The 20,972-nt window shown below is 66.0% G+C and carries 16 protein-coding genes; 9 read left to right on the forward strand and 7 right to left on the reverse strand.

Annotated elements, in window-relative coordinates; genetic code table 11:
- The first annotated feature begins 237 nt into the window (after positions 1-237).
- On the forward strand, positions 238-2,220 hold the full coding sequence (locus tag ACQG3P_RS07980; protein ID WP_426804719.1) for an AsmA family protein: 1,983 nt from the start codon (positions 238-240) through the stop codon (positions 2,218-2,220).
- Positions 2,221-2,437: 217 nt separating this feature from the next.
- Here ACQG3P_RS07980 and ACQG3P_RS07985 read toward each other — a convergent pair whose 3' ends face one another.
- Genes ACQG3P_RS07985 through mtgA form a run of 3 tightly spaced genes read right to left on the reverse strand, consistent with a single transcriptional unit; the run spans position 2,438 to position 4,601 of the window.
- Positions 2,438-2,869 (reverse strand): CBS domain-containing protein, encoded by a 432-nt coding sequence (locus ACQG3P_RS07985; protein WP_095364327.1) that lies wholly within the window; start codon positions 2,867-2,869, stop codon positions 2,438-2,440.
- Entirely contained in the window at positions 2,829-3,848 is a 1,020-nt protein-coding gene (locus ACQG3P_RS07990; protein WP_426804720.1) for a glycosyltransferase family 2 protein, read from the reverse strand. Before ACQG3P_RS07990 ends, ACQG3P_RS07985 begins: the two co-directional genes overlap by 41 nt.
- A gap of 3 nt (positions 3,849-3,851) precedes the next feature.
- The gene (gene mtgA, locus ACQG3P_RS07995) at positions 3,852-4,601 is read right to left on the reverse strand and encodes a monofunctional biosynthetic peptidoglycan transglycosylase (RefSeq protein ID WP_093532827.1); all 750 of its coding nucleotides are present in this window, start codon (positions 4,599-4,601) and stop codon (positions 3,852-3,854) included.
- Between the two features lie 83 nt (positions 4,602-4,684).
- Here mtgA and ACQG3P_RS08000 point away from each other — a divergent pair, with 83 nt between their 5' ends.
- From ACQG3P_RS08000 to ACQG3P_RS08010, 3 genes are all read left to right on the forward strand, one after another.
- Complete coding sequence (locus ACQG3P_RS08000; RefSeq protein ID WP_093532826.1) at positions 4,685-5,578, forward strand: Hsp33 family molecular chaperone HslO; 894 nt, start codon at positions 4,685-4,687, stop codon at positions 5,576-5,578.
- Between the two features lie 152 nt (positions 5,579-5,730).
- Positions 5,731-6,555 carry a hypothetical protein gene (locus ACQG3P_RS08005; RefSeq protein WP_426804737.1) on the forward strand — a complete coding sequence of 275 codons (825 nt, stop codon included), beginning with the start codon at positions 5,731-5,733 and terminating at the stop codon, positions 6,553-6,555.
- Between the two features lie 369 nt (positions 6,556-6,924).
- Positions 6,925-9,699 carry a TonB-dependent receptor gene (locus tag ACQG3P_RS08010; RefSeq protein WP_426804721.1) on the forward strand — a complete coding sequence of 925 codons (2,775 nt, stop codon included), beginning with the start codon at positions 6,925-6,927 and terminating at the stop codon, positions 9,697-9,699.
- A gap of 143 nt (positions 9,700-9,842) precedes the next feature.
- Here the strand turns inward: ACQG3P_RS08010 and ACQG3P_RS08015 are convergent, their stop codons facing one another.
- Positions 9,843-10,445, reverse strand: a complete 603-nt coding sequence (locus ACQG3P_RS08015) for a TetR/AcrR family transcriptional regulator (protein ID WP_068853700.1) — start codon at positions 10,443-10,445, stop codon at positions 9,843-9,845.
- A gap of 175 nt (positions 10,446-10,620) precedes the next feature.
- Between ACQG3P_RS08015 and ACQG3P_RS08020 the strand changes: the two genes are divergently transcribed.
- The 3 genes from ACQG3P_RS08020 (at position 10,621) to ACQG3P_RS08030 (ending at position 14,580) form a co-directional block, all read left to right on the forward strand.
- Positions 10,621-11,541: an alpha/beta fold hydrolase gene (locus ACQG3P_RS08020; RefSeq protein WP_426804722.1), complete on the forward strand. Its 921-nt coding sequence runs from the start codon at positions 10,621-10,623 to the stop codon at positions 11,539-11,541.
- Entirely contained in the window at positions 11,538-14,018 is a 2,481-nt protein-coding gene (locus ACQG3P_RS08025) for an acyl-CoA dehydrogenase (protein WP_426804723.1), read from the forward strand. Before ACQG3P_RS08020 ends, ACQG3P_RS08025 begins: the two co-directional genes overlap by 4 nt.
- Positions 14,019-14,106: 88 nt before the next feature.
- The gene (locus tag ACQG3P_RS08030; protein ID WP_426804724.1) at positions 14,107-14,580 is read left to right on the forward strand and encodes a hotdog fold domain-containing protein; all 474 of its coding nucleotides are present in this window, start codon (positions 14,107-14,109) and stop codon (positions 14,578-14,580) included.
- Positions 14,581-14,982: 402 nt separating this feature from the next.
- Here the strand turns inward: ACQG3P_RS08030 and ACQG3P_RS08035 are convergent, their stop codons facing one another.
- Complete coding sequence (locus tag ACQG3P_RS08035) at positions 14,983-15,339, reverse strand: DUF1304 domain-containing protein (protein ID WP_210130873.1); 357 nt, start codon at positions 15,337-15,339, stop codon at positions 14,983-14,985.
- 29 nt (positions 15,340-15,368) lie between these two features.
- Complete coding sequence (locus tag ACQG3P_RS08040; RefSeq protein ID WP_217537415.1) at positions 15,369-16,706, reverse strand: NTP/NDP exchange transporter; 1,338 nt, start codon at positions 16,704-16,706, stop codon at positions 15,369-15,371.
- Between the two features lie 144 nt (positions 16,707-16,850).
- On the opposite strand from ACQG3P_RS08040, the gene ACQG3P_RS08045 reads away from it, so the two are divergent.
- Together ACQG3P_RS08045 and ACQG3P_RS08050 are read left to right on the forward strand one after the other, a co-directional pair.
- A complete protein-coding gene (locus ACQG3P_RS08045) occupies positions 16,851-18,443 on the forward strand; it encodes a GMC family oxidoreductase (protein WP_426804725.1) in 1,593 nt (530 codons plus the stop codon).
- Positions 18,444-18,585: 142 nt separating this feature from the next.
- A complete protein-coding gene (locus tag ACQG3P_RS08050) occupies positions 18,586-19,977 on the forward strand; it encodes a serine hydrolase domain-containing protein (protein ID WP_426804726.1) in 1,392 nt (463 codons plus the stop codon).
- Positions 19,978-20,211: 234 nt separating this feature from the next.
- Here the strand turns inward: ACQG3P_RS08050 and ACQG3P_RS08055 are convergent, their stop codons facing one another.
- Positions 20,212-20,751, reverse strand: coding sequence for a histone (locus ACQG3P_RS08055; RefSeq protein ID WP_068853707.1), 540 nt, complete (start codon positions 20,749-20,751; stop codon positions 20,212-20,214).
- Between the last annotated feature and the right edge of the window lie 221 nt (positions 20,752-20,972).

Below are 20,972 nucleotides of genomic sequence, written 5' to 3' on the forward strand. Positions count from 1 at the left end.
TGGTATGCCATTGCGGGACCGTAGAGCGCCATGGATGGCGCGAACGAGCCCCCATGGATGGGTTTACGGCGTGTCCCGCAATGGCATACCCCCGCCCGCCCCAGCTCGTAAAAGTGAACAGCACGCGCTTTGGCCTCGGCTTTGGCTTTGGCTCTGGCTTTGCTTTTGGCGCCACACTGACGCGATCCTTACCAATGCTTCGCGTTGCCTGCACGATGAACGGGCAAGGATGGGCGGGTGAATACCGTTCCCGCTCCTACGCCCGTTGCGCCATCCTCCCGCTCACGCTGGCGTTTTCGCCGACCGGGCAAGCGCGGGCAGCGCTGGCTGGCGGTGCTGGTTTTCCTTTTCGCGCTGATCCTGCTGGTGATCGCGCTGTGGGACTGGAACTGGTTCAAAGGCCCCGTCGAGCGCGCCGTGCAGGCCAAGACCGGCCGCGAATTCCATATTGGCGGCAATCTGGATGTCGATCTCGGGCGCACCCTTACCGTGCGCGCCGATGGCCTGACGTTCGCCAATGCCGAATGGTCCAAGACCCCACGGATGGCGAGCGCCGACCGTGCTGAAATCGATCTTCGCGCCTGGCCCCTGCTGCGCGGGCAGGTCCGCATTCCGGAAATCCGCCTGACCCGCCCCGATCTGCTGCTGGAAACCGCGCCTGGCAAGGACCAGCCCGGCAACTGGGATTTTCTTGGCCCCAGCGATGGCGAACCGCCGGTGCTGCAGCGACTGCTGGTTGACGATGGGCGCCTGAAATTCCTCGATGCCGCCGGTAAAACGGACATCCTGGTCGCGATCACCAGCGGCAAACCACGCAATGCCGACAGCGCACCGCCGCTGCTGGTCAGCGGCAAGGGCCGCTGGCAGGGTAATCCGTTCACGCTGGCGGGCAACACCGAATCGCCGTTGGAACTGACCAACAGCGAGCATCCGTTCCGCATCCATCTGGATGGCCGTGCCGGCAGTACCCACGCCATCGCCAGCGGCACCCTGACCAACCCGTTCGCGCTGCGCACCTTCGATCTTGATTTCGCGCTGAGCGGCCAGGACATGGAAGACCTGTATCCACTGATCGGCCTGGCCATCCCCTCCACCCCGCCGTATCGCCTGAAAGGCCGCCTCAAGCGCAACAACGATGTCTGGCGGTACGAGAACTTCACCGGTGTCGCCGGCGACAGCGACCTGGGCGGTAGCGCGCAGATCGACGTCAGTGGCGACCGCCCCTTCCTCAAAGCCGAGCTTGTTTCCAAGCGCCTGGACTTCGATGACCTTGCCGGCTTCGTCGGCGCCCCGCCCAAGACCGGCGCCGGCGAATCGGCCAATGCCGAACAGAAGGCCAAGGCCGCCGCACTCGCAGTGAAGGCGCGCGTGCTTCCGGATACGCCCTACGACCTCAGCAAGCTCCGCGCGATGGATGCCGATGTGCACTGGAAGGCGCAGCGCATCAACTCCCCCGCGCTGCCGCTGGACGACATGGATGCGCACCTGAAGCTGGACGACGGCCTGCTGCGACTGGAGCCGCTCAACTTCGGCGTCGCCGGCGGCGACATCCGCAGCACCATCCGCATGGATGCACGCAAGCCGACCATTGCCACCCAGCTCAAGGCCAGCATCCGCAAGGTGCAGCTGGGCGGGCTGTTCCCCGACGCGAAACTGGCCGAGCAGGCCTCCGGTGGCATCAGTGGTGAGATCAACCTCAGCGGCAACGGCAACTCGATCGCATCCATGCTGGGAAGCTCCGATGGCGCTGTTGCGGTGGGCATCGGCCGCGGCCATGTCGGCAACCTGATCATGGAACTGGCCGGCCTGGACGTGGCCGAATCGCTGAAGTTCCTGTTCACCGGCGACAAGCAGATTCCGTTGCGCTGCGCGTGGGGCGATTTCGGCGTGAAGCAGGGCCTGATGACCTCGCAGCAACTGGCGTTTGATACCACCGATACGCTGATCCTTGGAGAAGGCACGGTGGACCTGAAGCAGGAAAAGCTCGACCTGCTGCTGCGCCCCCGTCCGAAGGACATCAGCATCCTGGCACTGCGTTCGCCGCTGCGCATCGGCGGCACGTTCAAGGATCCGTCGTTCCGGCCGGACTTCAAGGCGCTCGGGCTGCGTGGTGCCATCGCGCTCACGCTGGGCAGCATTGCCCCGCCTGCCGCGCTGCTGGCCACGATTGAAACCGGGCCGGGTGAAGATTCGAATTGTGGCGGCCGGTACGCGAAGTAAATAGCCACGCGCTGCGTGGCTGCTCTTCGTTTCCGCGCACGACCAACCCTCGGGGGTGGCCGGCGGGCAGCCCTCGTAGGGACTGTCAAAAACATGGATGTTTTTGCCAAGCCCCCATGGAGGGGTTCACGGCGTGTCCCGTAGAGGGCTGCCCGTCGGCCGCCCTGCTCGGGAAAATAAAAGCGCTGCTCTTCGATTGAAAATAACCGCAGTCAGGTCAGCCCGCGACGATGTACTGCTGCAGCTGGTCCAGCTTCTGGGCCTGTTCGTCGATCACCGATTTCACCAGGTCGCCGATGGAGATCACGCCGATCACGCCGCCGCTGTCCACCACCGGCAAGTGGCGGATGCGGTAGTCGGTGACCAGTTGCAGGCAGTGTTCAACCTGCTCGGACGGCGCCACCGTTACTACCTTGGCGGTCATGATGTCGCTGACCTTCGTCGACCTCGAAGAGCGGTCATGCAGCACGATCTTGCGTGCGTAATCGCGTTCGGACAGGATGCCGACCAGGCTGCGGCCGTCCATCACCAAAACCGCGCCGATGCCCTTGTCGGCCATCAACCGGATCGCGTCGATCACCGCCGATTCCGGGCCTACCGCGAACACCTCAGGGGACTTGCCTTCCAACAGCTGTCGTACCGTGGTCATCTCGCTGCTCTCCACCGATGGGATGCACGCCCGAGTCTGCCACGAACGGTGCATGCCAGGTGTCAACCACGTACAACGGCCGCTGCTTGGATTCCTCGTACAGCCGGCCCAGGTACTCCCCGATCAGGCCCAGCGCGATCAGCTGCACCCCGCCAAGGAACAGGATCACCGCCATCATCGTGGGGTAGCCGGCTACCCGATCGCCGTAAAGCGCCGCCTTCAGCACCACCCATCCGCCAAACAGGAATGCCACGCCTGCCGTGGCCATTCCCAGGTAGGTCGCCGCCCGCAGCGGTACGGTGGAAAAGCTGGTGATGCCTTCCAGTGCGAAGTTCCACAGCTTCCACAACCCGAACTTGCTGTCGCCCACCATCCGCGCATGCCGGTGATACGGCAACGCAACGCGGCGGAAGCCGACCCAGCCGAACAATCCTTTCATGAACCGGTGGCGTTCACGCAGCTGACCCAGCGCCTGCAGCGCGCGCGGTGACAGCAGGCGGAAATCGCCGGTATCGGCTGGAATCGGGATCCTCGAGAGCCGCCCGATCACCCGGTAGAACGCCGCCGCCGTACTGCGCTTGAGCCAGCTTTCGCCGTCGCGCGCCTGGCGGGTGCCGTACACGTTGTCATAGCCCTGCCGCCACAGCGCCACGAATTCCGGAATGAGCTCGGGCGGGTCCTGGCCATCGGCATCGAGGATCATCACCGCGCCGCCGTCCACGAAGTCCAGTCCGGCCGTCAATGCCGCCTCCTTGCCGAAGTTGCGCGACAGGCGCAGCACGCCCACGCAGCTGTCGGCTGAGGCCAGTTCCTGCATCACCTGCCAGGTGGCATCGGTGCTGCCATCGTCGACGTACACGATCCGCCCCTCGACGCCCTCCAGTCCATCCAGGACCGCGCGCAGGCGCGGCTGCAGCAGGGGCAGCGCCAGCGCTTCGTTGTGGGCCGCGATGACCAGGGTAAGGCGTTCAGTTGTCATGGCTCACTCATCCTTCAGGTAGGCGCCGCCGCCGAGCTGCCGCGCCTGTCGCTGGATCCAAGCGGCGCGTCGCTGCACGTACGGGCCGGGGCGTGCGGCGTTGTACCGGCGCGGAGCCGGCAACACGGCCGCCAGCTTTGCGCTTTCGGCCGGCGACAGCCGCGCCGCGTCCTTGTTCCAGAACTGCCTGGATGCCGCCTGCGCACCGTAAATGCCATCACCGAACTCGGCGATGTTGGCGTACATCTCCAGGATCCGCGACTTCGGCCACAGCGTTTCGATCAGCAGCGTGTACCAGGCCTCCAGCCCCTTGCGGATCCAGCTGCGGCCCTGCCACAGGAACAGGTTCTTGGCGACCTGCTGGCTGATGGTGCTGGCGCCGCGCAGGCGCCCGCCGCGGGCATTGTGGTCGCGCGCCTTTTCAATGGCCTGCAGGTCGAAGCCATTGTGTTCGGGAAAGCGCTGGTCTTCGGCCGCGACCAGCGAGATGGGCAGGCTCGGTGCCATCTGGTCGAGGTCGCGCCACTGGTAATGCAGCCGGTAGCTCCAGTCGCCCTGGCCCAGCGCCTCGCCATAGCGCCACAGCATCACCGTCGACAGCGGCGGGTCGATGAAGCGCAGCACGGCCACCTGCAGCACGCTGCCGGCCACGAACAGCACCGGAAGCCACAGCAGGTGTTTCCAGCGCCAGCGGCGCCGGCGGGTCGGTTCCAGGCCCGGTTCGGCCTTGTGGTTGCTGCGCTCTGCCCCCATTAGTGGTGCATCCTCTGCTTGCACGGTTGTCGGCGCATTATCCGGCAACACGCCCTCATTACTTAAGCGCAGCCACCGACCCGATGACCGCCCAGACCGATTCCCTCATCCGTTTCCTGCTTCCCGATGCCGGCGTGCGCGGCGTGCACGTGCACCTTGACGCCAGCTGGCAGCAGATCCTCTCCCACGGCACCTACCCGCCGGCCGCGGCCGAGCTGCTGGGTGAAGCCACCGTGGCCTCGGCGCTGTTCACCGGCCACACCAAGGTGGACGGCCGGCTGTCGATCCAGCTGCGCAGCAACACCGCCATGCGCACGCTGTTTGCCGAATGCACCGCCGCCGGCACCCTGCGCGGCATCGTCCAGCTGTCCGGCGAAGGCGATGCCCCGCGCGACCTGACCGCACTGGGCGAGGACGCGCTGCTGGCCATCACCATTGAAAACCCCGGGCTGGACCCGCGCGAACCACAGCGCTACCAGAGCCTGGTCGGCCTGGGCGCATCCGGACTGGACGAGGCCTTCGAAGACTACTTCCGCCAGTCCGAACAGCTTCCCACGCGCCTGCTGCTGGCCGCCGATGGCGACCGTGCCGCCGGCCTGCTGCTGCAGAAGCTGCCCGGCGACGAGGGCGATACCGACGGCTGGTCCCGGGCCAGTGCGCTGTTCGAGACGCTGGGCAAGCAGGAACTGCTGGACGTGGCCGGCAATGAGCTGCTGCACCGGTTGTTCCATGAACAGGCCCCCGAGCTGTTGGGCGAGCGCCCGCTCCGCTTTGCCTGCTCCTGCTCGCGCGAACGGGTGGAGGGCATGCTGCAGTCGCTGGGCGAAGTGGAAGCCCGGGCGGCCGCCGAGCCCACGGGGTCCGTGGACATCCGTTGCGAATTCTGCGGACGGGAGTATCACTTTCCGTTGACGGAATTCGACATACTGTTCCGCGACGCCGTTGTTTCCTCACCGGCACCTGAACGGCTTCAGTAATGGCCGCGCGAGTTTTGTTCTGGGGAGAACCAAGACTTGTTAAGAATTCATAAACGCCCTAGGATCAGTGTCCCGCTTCGGCGGGAACTTGTGCTCATCACCGCTGTCTGAGAATTCCCATGCGCGCCCTTTTGCGTCTACCGCTGGCCCTGATGATCGCCCTCGCCGCGATCCCGGGCGCCTATGCGCAGTCCAAGGCGCGCCAGGACAGCACGGTGATTCCGGTCTGGAACAAGGGCAGCGGCAAGGTCGAAGCCCTGCTTTACCTGGAACCCACCGGGGAACAGGCTGCCGGCGCCCGCTGGCACTTCGGGCGCAGTTCGCTGGATGCCGCTTTCGGGCTGTCCTCGGGCGATTCGCTTGGCCTGCTCTGCAACAGCAGCCGCGGCACCAGCATCAGCGGGCTGGCCAGCCACTGCATGCTGGCCAGCCTGGGTGACGAGGAGGACAACGCGCTGAGCCGCCGCGTCACCGGCACCGCCGCGTTCAACCGCCCGGGTGGTCGCGTCGGCATCACCGCCGGCACCGGCAAGGACACCCTGCCCGCCTGGCTGGCCGGCCCGAACAAATCGCCGGCGCTGCGCGCCGAGCAGAACGACCTGACCGTGTTCGGCCAGAAGAACATCGGCCGCGAAGGCTTCGTCTCCATTGGCGGCACCTACGCCAAGGCGCGCCTGGTACCGCTGTCAGACGTGTCCCCGGCCCTGGTGGACCGCTGGGACAGCAAGAGCCTCACCCTGGGTGCCGGCTACGGCAACTTCAGCGGCAACATCATCGGCCGCGTGGTCGACGTGCCCGGCCAGCCCGGCAAGTGGGAAGGCCTGGGCGTGGGCCTGACCTGGCGTACCCCGTGGAGCGGCCAGCTCACCGTGGGTGCCGAAAACGTGATCACCCGCGGCAAGAACCCGTTCGCCCCACGCAACGAGAGCACCGATGAGGGCACCGTGCCCTACGTGCGGTACGAGCAGGACCTCTGAGTCCAGGTTTCGATGACCCGGGAAGACCAGAAAAGGCGCGCCATTGGCGCGCCTTTGTCGTTCCAGCGCCCCGGTTGAGGTCACTGAACACGCCAACCTGATACAGAGCGTGACAAAACAACTGCAACTATTTTGCTAACAATTTGTTAACAAATGAGCCATTTGACGCTTGTAACCCTCTCAAGGGCCTTGATCCACAAGGACTTTGCCGAATTTCACACAGATCACAGACTTCATTAACGCTACTTTAATTCTTTCGAAGCGGCAGTTACTATCGAGTCAGCCTTGTGGTCTTTGGTGCTCTCTATTGGCACCGCCTGAGGCAAACACCCCAGTGAATACCCAAGATTCCCTTGGAGAGAGAGAGCAATGAACTTTAAGTCCAACAAGCTGCGTGATGCAGTGGTCGTTGCACTGGTCGTCGCGGCCGGCACCGCCACCGCGCAGGCGCAGGAAGCCGCCAATACGACCAACCTGGACCGCATCTCGGTCACCGGTTCGCGCATCAAGAGCACCGACATCGAGACCTCGCAGCCGGTGCTGAGCCTGACCCGCGCGGACATCGACAAGCAGGGCGTGACCTCGGTCGCCGACATCCTGCAGCGCGTCTCCGCCAGCGGCGCCGCACTGAACCGTACCTTCAACAACGGCGGTGACGGCACCTCCGGCATCAGCCTGCGCAACCTGGGCAGCCAGCGTACCCTGGTGCTGGTCAACGGCCGCCGTTGGACCACCGGCATCACCGGCAGCGTCGACCTGAACACCATCCCGACCGCGATGGTCGAGCGCATCGACATCCTGAAGGATGGCGCTTCGACGATCTACGGTTCGGACGCCATTGCCGGCGTGGTGAACATCATCCTGAAGAAGGATTTCGACGGGGCTGAAGCGAACGTCTACAAGGGCCAGTACAGCGCCGGCGACGGCGAGCGCGAAGCCTATGACTTCACCCTGGGCACCACCACCGACCGCGCGTCGGTGATGATGGGCGCTTCCTACGTCAAGGAAGGCTCGGTCATGGCCGGCGACCGCGCGATCTCCGCCGGTGGCCCGCCGTTCTTCAGCGGCCAGAGCAGCACCGGCATCCCCGGCTCGTACATCCGCGGCGGCACCCGCTACGTCATTATCAATGGCGTGGAAACCGTGTTCGACCCGAACATCCACGGGTACAACACCTCGCCGGACAACTACCTGCTGACCCCGCAGGAACGTACCTCGCTGTTCACCACCGGCTCCTACAACATCACCGACAACGTGACGTTCAAGGCCGAAGCGCTGTACAACGAGCGTAAGTCCGAGCAGCTGCTGGCCGCCATGCCGGTGACCAGCCAGACGCTCAGCGCGCAGAGCATGTACAACCCGTATGGCGTCAACCTGACCGGCGTGAACCGTCGTTTCAATGAAACCGGCGGCCGTTCGTTCAACCAGAACGTCAAGAACTGGCACTTCTATGGTGGCTTCGAAGGCTTCTTCGAGTTCGCTGACCGCACCTTCGATTGGGATGCCGGTTACCGCTACGACAAGACCGACGAGAATGTGCTGACCTACGGCCTGTTCAACAAGACCAACCTGGCCCTGGCCTATGGTCCGTCGCGTATCGACCCGCTCACCGGCAACCCGGTCTGCGTGACCAACACCGGCGCTACCGGCACGATCATTCCGGGCTGCGTCCCGGTCAACCCGCTGGGTCCGGAAGGTTCGATCTCGCAGGCTGCGATCGACTACACCGCCTTCACCGCGCATGACTCCTCGACCCTCGAGTCGAAGGGCTACTACGCCAACATCTCCGGCACCATCGTTCCGCTGCCGGCCGGTGACCTGGCCTTCGCAGCCGGTTACGAATACCGCAAGGAAAGCGGCCAGTTCGACCCGGACGCCTTCATCGCCGCTGGCCTGAGCACCGGCAATGGCGCCAAGCCGACCAAGGGTTCGTACGATCTGGACGAGTTCTACCTGGAACTGTCGATCCCGGTGCTGGCTGACCTGCCGGGCGCCAAGCTGCTCGACTTCAGTGCGGCCACCCGCTACTCGAAGTTCAGCAACTTCGGCAACACCACCAACAACAAGTTCGGTTTCCGCTGGAAGCCGATCGACGAACTGATGATCCGTGGTAACTACTCGGAAGGCTTCCGCGCGCCGAGCATCAACGACCTGTTCGCCGGTGATGCCGATTCGTTCGAAACCTACGCCGATCCGTGCTCCAGCACCAACGGCCTGCGTGTCGGCGGCGTGGCACAGCAGTGTGCCGACCAGGGCGTTCCGGCCGGCTTCGTGCAGCCGGGCGCCGGCAGCGGCGCCAACAAGCAGACCCCGGAAGCGTTCACCTGGACCTCGAACCCGGATCTGAAGCCGGAAACCTCGACCAGCAAGACGCTGGGCCTGGTGTTCAGCCCGAGCTTCGTGACCGGCCTGAATGTCACCCTGGACTGGTGGCAGATCGAAGTCGAAAACGCGATCACCCGCCCGGCGATCAACGACATCATGTCGTACTGCTACGGCGGCACCCCGCAGCAGCAGGCAACGTACTGCGGTCTGATCACGCGTGACCCGAACTACGGCACCGCCGCGCAGAACGGCGCCATCGTCGACGTGCGCATGCCGCTGCAGAACCTGTCTTCCTACAATGTGGAAGGCTGGGACCTGGGCGTGCAGTACCGTCTGCCGGAAACCAGCTTCGGCCAGTTCACCTTCACGGTCGATGCCACCTACCTGAGCAAGTGGGAAACCAAGGCTACCGCAGACGCAGACGTCGACGGTCGCCAGGGTAACTACCTGGACCAGGATCCGTACTGGCGCATCCGCGGCAACGCGTACCTGGATTGGTCGTACGGCGACTTCGGCGTCAACTACGGCGTGCGCTACAAGTCGGGCATGACCGAAGATTGCCCGTTCGATCCGTCCGATACCGATGTCTTCGGTTACTGCTCGGATGGCGACAACGGCACCAACCACATCGGTGCGACCACCTATCATGACATCCAGTTCCGCTACAACACCCCGTGGAACGGCACCGTCATGCTGGGTCTGAACAACGTGTGGGACAAGGATCCGCCGGTGTCGTACCAGGTGTCGTACAACATGTTCGACCCGCAGTACGACCTGCCGGGCCGCTACTACTACATGCAGTACAAGCAGAAGTTCTGATCGATCCACTGATCGGTACCTGATGCAGCAACGGCCCCGAAAGGGGCCGTTGTCTTTTGTGCCGGCGCTGCCTCCGGCGTCATTTTTCTCCAGGCATGAAAAAGGCCGCATTCCGCGGCCTTTTCCTTACCTGCACAATGCGCTCAACCGATCGGGATCAGCGTCTCGATCACATGCTCCACATACGCTTCGAAATCCTCGCGCGCCGGCTTGGGCTGCTGCAGCTGCAGCGACAGCTGCAGGAAGCCCACGTACGCGGCATACGCCAGGCGTGCGCGATGCTGCGCATCGGTACGGCTCAATCCGGCCTGGCGGAACGAAGCCACCAGATACTCCAGGCGACGGTGCGAGACGCGGTCGATCACCGGGCGCACCATCGGGTGGTCCAGTGCCTTGAGCAGTTCGCTGTAGATGATGTGCGGCTGCACTTCGTGCGCCACTACCTGGAACAGCTGGCGCAGGCGCGCACGCGGATCCGGCACGTCTTCCAGGCTGCCGAACACCTGCTCCTGTTCGAACAGCTCCCAGCGCTCCAATGCGGCCTGCAGCAGCGCATCGCGCGAAGGGAAATGCCAGTAGAAGCTGCCCTTGGTCACCCCCAGGCGCCTGGCCAGCGGCTCCACCGCGACCGCGCCGACACCCTGTTCAGCGATGAGATCCAAGGCGGCCTGCGCCCAGTCTTCCGCGCTCAGGCGGCTGTTGCGGCCGGCTCGGGGCTCGCCGGCGGAAGCTTCAGGTTCATTCATGCGCTGATTTAACCATACGCCGGGGTCGGTTTGTGTGGAATTGCCCGAAACCGCGGCCGGAAAACCCTGCGCTGTCGGGCCGCACCACATGGAGCCACGCGGTGCGTGGCCGCTTGGGATACCAACCATACTAGAGAGTATTGACATGCCAGACGCCAGGTCCATACTAGCAAGTATGGTAACTCCCGCCTCCCGCCCATCCGCCCCCACCGACGAGCGCCTCATCGCCGCGCACGACGCCGTACTGGCGGCAACCCGCTCGGCCCCCGGGCGCCGCGGCACCGTACTGTTCGCCCATGGTTTCGGCCAGACCCGGCACGCCTGGACTGCCACCGCGCAGTCGCTGGCGGCCGCCGGCTACCAGACGCTCGCCTACGATGCACGCGGCCATGGCGACTCGGACTGGAACCCGGCCACCCTCGCCTATCACGGCGAACAGTTTGCCGATGACCTGATCGTGCTGGCCGGCGAACAACCGCAGCCGCCGATCCTGGTGGCCGCGTCGATGGGCGGTCTGTTCGGCCTGCTCGCCGAAGCGCGCTGGCCGGGCCTGTTCTCGGCGATGGTGCTGGTGGACATCACCCCGCGCTGGGACACCGCCGGGGTCGAAAAGATCCTGATGTTCATGACCGCGCATCCGGAAGGATTCGCTTCACTGGAACAGGCGGCCGATGTGATCTCGGCCTATCTGCCGCACCGCCCGCGCAAGTCGGAGGAGTCGCTGCGCGCCCTGCTGCGCGAGGATGGCCACGGCCGCTGGCGCTGGCATTGGGACCCGCGGCTGGTCGCCGAACTGGCGCGCGACAGCGAACAGCACCAGGACGCGCTTGCAGACGCAGCGCGCCAGGTGAAATGCCCGGTGCTGCTGGTCAGCGGCGGGCGCAGCACGTTGGTCACCCCGCAAACGGTGGCCGAATTCCTGGCGTTGGTGCCGCACGCGCGCCACGTGCAGCTGCCGGAGGCCACGCATATGGTCGCCGGCGACGACAACAACGCCTTTACCGCTACTGTGTTGGACTATCTGGACGTGTTGCCCTCGGCCTCCGCCGTGGCACAGTCCGCCACAACCGAGCACGTCACCGGAGCACGCTCATGAGCATTGTCGTTCCCTTCCTCGCCATCCTGCTGGCAGGCGCCATCGTCGCCTACCACCGGATGCGGCTGATCACCTGGACGCTCGTCAGCCTGGTGCTGCTGGCGGCCTGCTGGTTCGTCCCCTATGTCAACCAGACCGCCACGATCGTGGCTGCGGCGATCGTCGCCGTCATTGCCGTGCCGCTGCTGCTGCCGTTCATCCGCAAGCCGCTGCTGACCGCGCCGATGATGAAGGTGTTCCGCAAGGTGCTGCCGCCGCTGTCGCAGACCGAGCGCATCGCGCTGGAAACCGGTTCGGTCGGTTTCGAAGGTGAGCTGTTCACCGGCGACCCGGACTGGAACAAGCTGCTCAACTATCCCAAGCCGCAGCTCACCGCCGAGGAACAGGCCTTCCTGGATGGCCCGGTGGAAGAACTGTGCGCGATGGTCAACGACTGGGAGATCACCCACGTCTACGCCGACCTGCCGCCGGAGCTGTGGGCGTTCATCAAGAAGAACAAGTTCTTTGGCATGATCATCCCGAAGGAATACGGCGGCCTGGGCTTTAGCGCGCTGGCCCACCACAAGGTGATCCAGAAGCTGGCGTCGGTGTCGAGCGTGGTCAGCTCCACCGTCGGCGTGCCCAACTCGCTGGGCCCGGGCGAACTGCTGGTGCATTACGGCACCCAGGAACAGAAGGACCAGTACCTGCCGCGCCTGGCCGACGGCCGTGAAGTGCCGTGCTTCGGCCTGACCGGTCCGTTCGCTGGTTCGGACGCGACCTCGATTCCCGATTACGGCATCGTCTGCAAGGGCGAGTGGAACGGCGAGCAGGTGCTCGGCGTCAAGCTCACCTTCGACAAGCGCTACATCACCCTGGCCCCGGTCGCGACGCTGATCGGCATGGCGTTCCGCATGTACGACCCGGACGGCCTGATCGGCCCGACCCGCGACATCGGCATCACCTTGGGCCTGCTGCCGCGCGACACCGCCGGCGTCGAGATCGGCCGTCGCCACTTCCCGCTGAACTCGACCTTCCAGAACGGTCCGATCCGCGGCAAGGATGTCTTCATTCCGCTCACCCAGCTGATCGGCGGTGCCGAGAAGGCCGGCAAGGGCTGGAACATGCTCAACGAGTGCCTGGCCGTGGGCCGCTCGATCACCCTGCCCTCCACCGCCAGTGGCGGTGCCAAGGCCGGTGCAGTGGTCACCGGTGCCTATGCGCGCATCCGCAAGCAGTTCGGCCTGTCGGTCGGCCGCTTCGAAGGCGTGGAAGAGGCGCTGGCCCGGATCGGCGGCAAGGCCTATGCGATCAGCGCGCTGTGCCAGGCCACCGCTGCGGCGGTGGATCGCGGCGACGTGCCGTCGGTGCCGTCGGCCATCGCCAAGTACCACTGCACCACCATGAGCCGTGAAGTGATCTCGGACGTGATGGACGTGATCGGCGGCAAGGGCATCATCCTGGGGCCGCGCAACTTCGCCGGCCGCAGCTGGCAGGCCGCGCCGATCGCGATCACGGTGGAAGGCGCCAACATCATGACCCGCAGCCTGCTGATCTTCGGCCAGGGTGCGATCCTCTGCCACCCGTGGGTGCTGCAGGAAATGAAGGCGGCGCAGGATCCGGATACCAAGGCCGGCCTGCAGTCCTTCGACCGCAGCCTGTTCGGGCACATCCGCTTCGGCATCTCCAACGCGGTGCGTTCGTTCTGGCTGGGCCTGACCGGCGCGCGTTTCGGCGCCGCCCCGGGCGATGCCTACACCCGCCGCTACTTCCGCAAGCTGGACCGCTATTCGGCCAACCTGGCGCTGATGGCCGACATCTCGATGATGACCCTCGGCGGCAAGCTGAAGTTCAAGGAATCGCTGTCGGGCCGCCTGGGCGACGTGCTGAGCCACGTGTACATGACCAGCGCCATGCTCAAGCGCTACCACGACGAAGGCGCGCCGGTGGCTGACCAGCCGCTGCTCGCCTGGGCGTTCCATGACAGCGTGCACAAGATCGAGGAATCGCTCTCCGCCGCGCTGCGCAACTTCCCGATCCGCCCGATCGGCTGGCTGATGTGGCTGCTGATCTTCCCGTTCGGCCGCCGTGCCGAAGCCCCGGGCGACCGTCTGGGTCACCGCGTGGCGGCGCTGCTGATGGCGCCGAACGAAGCGCGCGACCGCCTCGCCAGTGGCGTGTTCCTGACCCCGTGCGAGAACAACCCGGGTGGCCGCATCAACAGCTACCTGTCCAAGGCGATCATGGCCGAGCCGGTGGAGCGCAAGTTCCTCAAGGCGCTCAAGACCAAGGGCATCGAAGCACTGGACTTCAACGCACAGCTCGACGAAGCGGTGTCCGAAGGGGTGATCACCCAGGACGAGCGCACGCTGCTGGAAGAGCTGCGCACGCTGACCATGGACACCATCACGGTGGACGACTTCGAGCCGCACGAACTGCGTTCGGCCAGCTACTACGACCGCGAACGCAAGGACGCGCAGTCGCAGGAAGCGGCATAACGCGAGCCTCGATACACCCCAGAACGGCGGACTTCGGTCCGCCGTTTTTCATTGCCTTCCTCGCAGCCGCTTTCCGGGAGACCTGCTGATGTCCGCCCCCCTCTTGACCCTCTACCGCCGCATGCAGCGCTGGCCCGCCGGCCAATGGCTGTTCTCGCGCGCGGTCTGCTTCAAGGCCCCCTACTTCGCCAGCATCGCCCCGCGCATCACCGTGCTCGAACCGGGCCGCTGCGAAGGCCACATCGCGCATCGGCGCCGGGTCACCAACCACATCGGCACCGTCCACGCGATCGCGCTGTGCAACCTGGCCGAGCTCACCGCCGGCCTGATGGTCGACGCCTCGCTGCCCAAGGGCATGCGCTGGATCCCCAAGGGCATGGAGGTGAAGTACCTCGCCAAGGCAACCGGCACCCAGCGTGCAGTCGCCACGCCTGCGCAGGCGATTGTCAGTGCCGAAGCGGGCTATGCGCTGCCGGTGAACGTGCAGGTGCGTGATACCGCCGGAACGATGGTGTTCGAAGCGCGGATCGATATGTGGGTGTCGCCGGTCAAGCGCGGTTGAGTTTGTGCGCGAAGAGCGGCTTGGCCGTCGGGTAGCCCCGACAGTGGGTCGCGTGCGGCTGGCAGAAGCGGACACGCATGGCATGTCCCTACGCGGTGCCGTTGGTAGGTTCGGTTCCCGAACGAACGCACGGAACGCACCAACGCCCGGTAACGCATGAAAAATGATCCGCGCGGCCGTTGATCTTCCTTGGCCACCAATCCACTGTCGAGGGTCGGCGGGGGTGGGTTTGCGGGACCGTAGAGCGCCATGGATGGCGCGAACGAGCCTAAATGGACGTACTTGCGGCGTGTCCCGCAAACCCACACCCGCCGGCCCAGCGCGAGCACGTTCGCAGGTCTCGGCTGTTGGCTCTCCGCGAACATCGCACCGACCAACGGTCGGCACCTACCGCAGGGCGAGTCAGGCCGGCACGAACTGCCAGGCAATCACCGCCAGAATCGCAGGCAGGGCCTGGATGAAAAAGATCCGCTTGTTGACGCTGTAGGCGCCATAGCACCCGGCCACGATCACGCAGCCCAGCATGAAGTTCACCAGCATCGGCAGGTGGTCGAACAGGCCCCAGAACAGGCCCGCGGCCAGGAAGCCGTTGTAGAGGCCCTGGTTGGCCGCCAAGACGCGGGTGAGCTCCGCCTTCTCCGGCGTGTTGCGGAACGTCTTCAGGCCCAGCGGGCGCGTCCACAGGAACATTTCCAGGACCAGGAAGTACACGTGCAGCAGCGCGACCACCAGGGTCAGGATCAGTGCGGTCCAGTACATGCGCAAACCTCGAACGAATTGGAAACAGCTTACTCCGGCCGCTCGACCGGCAGCTTCTTTTCTTCGCGCAGCAGCCCGAACGCCGCCGCCGTCATGATGCCCGCCACCACCAGCCCGCCGGCGAACACCGCATGCGAGCCGAACAGCGACAGCCCCTTGTGCACCCATGCGAAGGTCAGGTCGCCACCGCGGTACACCACCGTGTCGATGGCCGCGCCCGCCTTGTAGCGCCACTGCCGGTCCACCCGGGTGAAGATCGTCTCGCGGGCCGGCTTGGCCAGCGAGAACTCGCTGGCCCGCGTCATCACCTGCACCACCGCCACCAGTATCGGCAGCGGCGAGGCGGCCAGAACCGAGAAGCCGATGATGATCGCAAACCCCGGGATCAGCAGCGCCGGCGCGATGCCGAAGCGCGACAGCAGCCAGCGCGTCAGCCCCAGCTGCAGGATCAGCGTCAGCGCGTTGATCGCCAGGTCCACCCGCGAATAGAACGCCGTGCTCGCCGCCGGGTCCGTGTACAGCCGGCGCACGATCGAGGCCTGCTCGTTGTACAGCAGCGTGCCGATGCCCACCCCGAAGACCACCATCACTGCCAGCCAGCGCAGCAGCGGCTCGCGCGCGATCAGCTTCAGGCCGTCCAGCACCCCGCCGCCCATCGGCGCCTCGCCCGAGGCCAGCTGCAGCTCCTGCTCGCGTGCCACCGCCCACAACCGCAGCCGCCAGATGCAGAACAGGCACACGCTGAGGAAGCCGGCCGAGACCAGCATCAGGTTCGCGATGCCCACCCGCTGCACCAGTGTCGAGGTCAGCGTCGGGCCCAGGAACGCGCCGATCGTGCCGGCCGCCCCGATGTAGCCGTAGAACGCCCGCGCCTGCACGTTCGAGAACACATCGGCCATGAAGCTCCAGAACACCGCCACCGCGAACAGGTTGAACACCGTCGTCCAGAAGAAGAACAGCATGCCCCGCCCCGGCACCCCGCTGTCGAACAGCAGGTAGAAGCCCAGCAGCGTCACGATGAAGAAGCCGTACACCGCCGGCAGGAACACCCGGCGCGGGTAGCGGCTGACCAGCGCCCCGTACAGCGGCTGCAGCACCACCATGATCACGAACACGCAGGTGAACAGTACCTGCAGCACGAAGTCCTGCAGCGCGATGCCATGGCCATCGAACCACGCGATCAGCGCCGGCGGGAACACCGTCTGCAGGTCGGCCGATGCCGCCATCGCCTCGCGCACCGGGCGCAGCACGTAATAGCCGCTGAGCAGGCAGAAGAAATACACGCAGGCCCAGAACAGCGGCGGCGACTGGCGCAGCGCTGCGCGCAGGCCGGGCTGCGCGGGCGCGCTCGGGTCCGGGGCATTCATGGCGCGCAGGTCCCGCACAGGCGGCGTGGCAGCGGCAGCATCGTGGCGATTCCGGGCAGCAAAGCGCGCACGGTAAACGATGCACCGCAACATCGCTAGGGGGCGACTGGCTTATGCTCGTGCCATCACCGTTGGGGAACGGACATGTACGACTACATCATCGTCGGCGCCGGCTCGGCCGGTTGCGTGCTGGCCAACCGGCTCAGCGCCGACCCGCACTGCCGCGTGCTGCTGCTCGAAGCCGGGCCGCGCGACCGCAACCCGTTCATCCACATGCCCGCCGGATTGGCGCGGCTGGTCAACAACCGCCGCATCAACTGGAACCTCTACACCGAACCGGAGCCGGCACTTGATGGCCGGCGGCTGTGGTGGCCGCGCGGCAAGGTGCTGGGTGGCTCCAGCGCCATCAACGCCATGTGCTACGTGCGTGGCGTGGCGGCCGACTACGACGGCTGGGCCGCCGCCGGCGCCACCGGTTGGGACTGGTCGCACGTGCTGCCCTGGTTCCTGCACGGCGAGGCCAACAGCCGCGGCGCCGGGCCTTGGCACGGCGATGCCGGCCTGCTGTCGGTGTCCGACCTGCGCCACCACAACCCGCTCTCCGATGCGTTCCTGGAGGCCGCCGTGCAGGCCGGGCACGCACGCAACGACGACTTCAACGGTGCGCACCAGCTCGGCGTTGGCCTGTACCAGGTCACCCAGCGCGACGGCGTGCGCTGCTCCAGCGCCACCGCCTACCTGCGCCCCGCGCGCGGCCGGCGCAACCTCACCGTGCTCACCGGTGCCCGTGCCCGCGCCCTGAGCTTCCAGGGCGACACCGCCAACGGCGTGTACTTCCGCCACCGGGGTGCGCACCGTCATGCGCATGCGGCCGCCGAGGTGGTCCTCAGCGCCGGCGCGATCCACTCCCCGCACCTGCTGATGCTCTCCGGCATCGGCCCGCACCGGCAGCTGCGCGCGCACGGCATCAGTACCCGGGTCGACCTGCCCGGGGTGGGCGGCAACCTGCAGGACCACCTGGATATCTGCACGCTGGTGCACACCCAGCCGGGTGTCAGCTACGACCGCAGCAACCAGGCGCGCATCGCCTTCGACTACTTCCTGCGCGGACGTCGTGGCGCCGGCACCAGCAACATCGCCGAGGCCGGCGGCTTCGCCCGCTCGCCGCTGGCGCAGGGCGACGGTGCAGACGTGCAGTTCCACTTCGTGCCGGCCATGCTGGACGACCATGGGCGCCACCGCCTGCCGGGCGACGGTTACACCCTGCATGCCTGCGCGCTGCACCCGCGCAGCCGGGGGCGGATCCTGCTGCGCGATGCCGACCCCGCCTCCGCGCCGCGGATCGAGGCCAACTACCTGGGTGATCCGGAGGGGCACGACCTGGCCATGATGAAGGCCTGCGTGCGCATGTCGCAGCAGATCCTGGCCCAGCCGGCGTTTGACCGCTGGCGCGGTGCGCCGATCTTCCCGGCCCGCGACGACCTGGACGATGCCGCCCTGGACGCCTTCATCCGCGCCAAGGCCGAGACCATCTATCACCCGGTGGGTACCTGCGCGATGGGCCAGCATGCCGACGCCGTGGTCGATCCGCAGCTGCGCGTGCGGGGCGTGCAGGGCCTGCGCGTGGTGGACGCCTCGGTCATGCCCAGCCTGGTCAGCGGCAACACCAACGCCCCCACGATGATGATCGCCGAACGCGCCGCGCGCTGGCTGGGGGCCCCGGTCCCGGCCACCTGAACAGGGCGTCGACGACGACCCTCCCATTCGATGCAAAAACTGGGCCTTTTCAATGCGATACGCATTCATCTTCGCTTCGTTTGTGCAATCAGGAAAAGCAGCGCTAGAATCGGTGCCAGCAGTTGCGCACGGGCCCCAAACGATGAAAGAGAACAGCAGGCGCCGACCGATCCGTTCGGCGGCAACCGGGTTGCTGGGCATGCTCATGCCCATCGCCATGTCGTCCACCGCACAGACACCCAGTGCGACACCGGCCGCGTTCCCCGTCAACATCGAGAACAACGCCGCCTCCGCCATTCCGCACACCCAGCCTGCGGCGTATCGGGCCACCACGACCAATCCGAAGGTGCTGCCGCCGGCCGCCGGGTTCAACGTGGCCAACATTGAATCCATGGCCCAGCAGCTTACCTATGGCGAGCGCGTACCAGGCATGGCCGTGGCCATCGTGCAGGGCGGCCGCGTGCTCAGCGCGCGCGGTTATGGCGTCACCGACGTCAACAACCCGCAGATGGTCGATGCGCACACCGTGTTCCGGCTTGCATCGCTGTCCAAGGCGTTCGCCGGCACCATGGCCGGCCTGCTGGTCAACGACGGCACGCTGCGCTGGGACAGCAAGGTCACCGACTACGTGCCCGGCTTCCAGCTCAGCACGCCCGAGGCGACCGAGCGCCTGACCGTGGCCGATCTGCTCAGCCACCGTGTCGGCCTGCCGTACAACGCCTACGACCGCGACGTGGAAGCGAACGCCGAGTACTACACGCTCACCCACAAGCTGGCCTCGACCTCGCTCAAGTGCCAGCCGGGCGACTGCTACGCGTACCAGAACGTGGCCTTCAGCCTGATCGGCGACGTGGTGTACGCCGCCTCGGGCAGCTTCTACGAGCAATCGGTGGAACGCCGCCTGTTCAAGCCGCTGGGCATGGACGATGCCAGCCTGGGCCTGGCCGGCATCCAGGCCAGCTCGCGCTGGGCGCGCCCGCACGTGCGCAGCCGCAACGGCTGGGTGTCGCTGAGCCCGAAGCCGACCTACTACCGCCTCGCTCCCGCTGCAGGCGTCAACGCCAGTGCCAGCGACATGGCGCAGTGGCTGCTGGCCCACACCGGGCACCGCCCCGACGTGCTGCCGGCGCCGCTGTTGGCCACGCTGCACTCGACCCTGATCAACACCCCGGGCGAGATGCGCTCGGGCTGGCGTCGCGAGCGCCTGCACTCGGCCGGCTACGCGCTGGGCTGGCGCAACTTCGATTACGCCGGGCATGAAGTGATCTTCCATGCCGGTGCCGTGCAGGGGTATCGCGGCCTGGTGGCGCTGGTACCCGAACGCGACCTGGGCATCGCCATCATGTGGAACGGCGAAAGCAGCCTGCCCAGCGGCCTGCTGCCGACCGTGCTCGACGCGGCCATGGGCCTGCCCGCGCAGCGCTGGCTGGACGTGGACACCGACTTCGGCAGCGACAACCTGATGACCGAAGACAGCACGCCGGCCAAGCGCAAGGGCGTGTCGTCGGATCGGGCGGTGGCGTCGCCGCGGTAGCTGCCCGGCAGGTTCATCGTGTCGAAGAGAGGCGGCCTTTGGGTCGCCTCTTTTTTTGTAGGGCCGGCCGCTGGCCGGCTCCGACACCGCCTGGGCCGACTGACAGTCGGCGCTACCGTCGGGATCAACGTTCGTTGATCCCTCGCGGGCGGGGGATTTTTTTTGCGCAGCAAAAAAAAACCCCCTCCCGCTGGGCGCCGGGAAGGGGTTTCAGGTACGGCTATCGGGAATGGATCAGATCAGCGGTGCCGGGGTTGCCGGCAGGGCGACCGGTGCAGCCTTCTTCTTGCGGACCGCCGGCTTGCGCTTGGCGACCTTCTTCACTGCCTTCTTGGCCGATGCCTTCTTGGCGGCCGGCTTGCGCGCGGTGGCCTTCTTGGCAGTGGCCTTCTTGGCGACCTTGCGGACGGCCTTCTTGGCAGTCTTCTTGGCAGCCGCCTTCTTGGCTACCTTGCGGACGGCCTTCTTGGCGGTCTTCTTGGCGGCCGCTTTCTTGGCTACCTTGCGGACGGCCTTCTTGGCAGTCTTCTTCACTGCCTTCTTTGCGGTCTTCTTGGCGGCGGCCTTCTTGGCGACCTTGCGGACCGCCTTCTTTGCCGTCTTCTTCACTGCCTTGCGGGCAGTCGCCTTCTTGGCTGCCTTCTTTACCGTCTTCTTGGCAGCCGCCTTCTTGGCTACCTTCTTCACGGCCTTCTTGGCAGCCGCCTTCTTGGCGACCTTCTTCACGGCCTTCTTGGCGGCCGGCTTTTTCTTCGCAGCTTTCTTGGTTGCCATGGGATTGGCTCCTCGTCAGTGATCTATGGAGTTGAAACGCCCAGGTAAAGCAAACCCGCCGTTACTGCCGTGCGGGGACCGCCGTCGCGTCCAGCGCGTCGTGACGGATACGGAGATACCTGCCACAGGATGCCAGGCAGGTATCGAATGCGGGGTGCCCTTGCATTTCACCGGAGGTAGCGAAGCCGACTCCACCGTCTTGGGACGCGCGGCGGATGTTC

The organism is Stenotrophomonas sp. SrG (assembly GCF_050031795.1).
Lineage (GTDB): Bacteria > Pseudomonadota > Gammaproteobacteria > Xanthomonadales > Xanthomonadaceae > Stenotrophomonas > Stenotrophomonas rhizophila_A.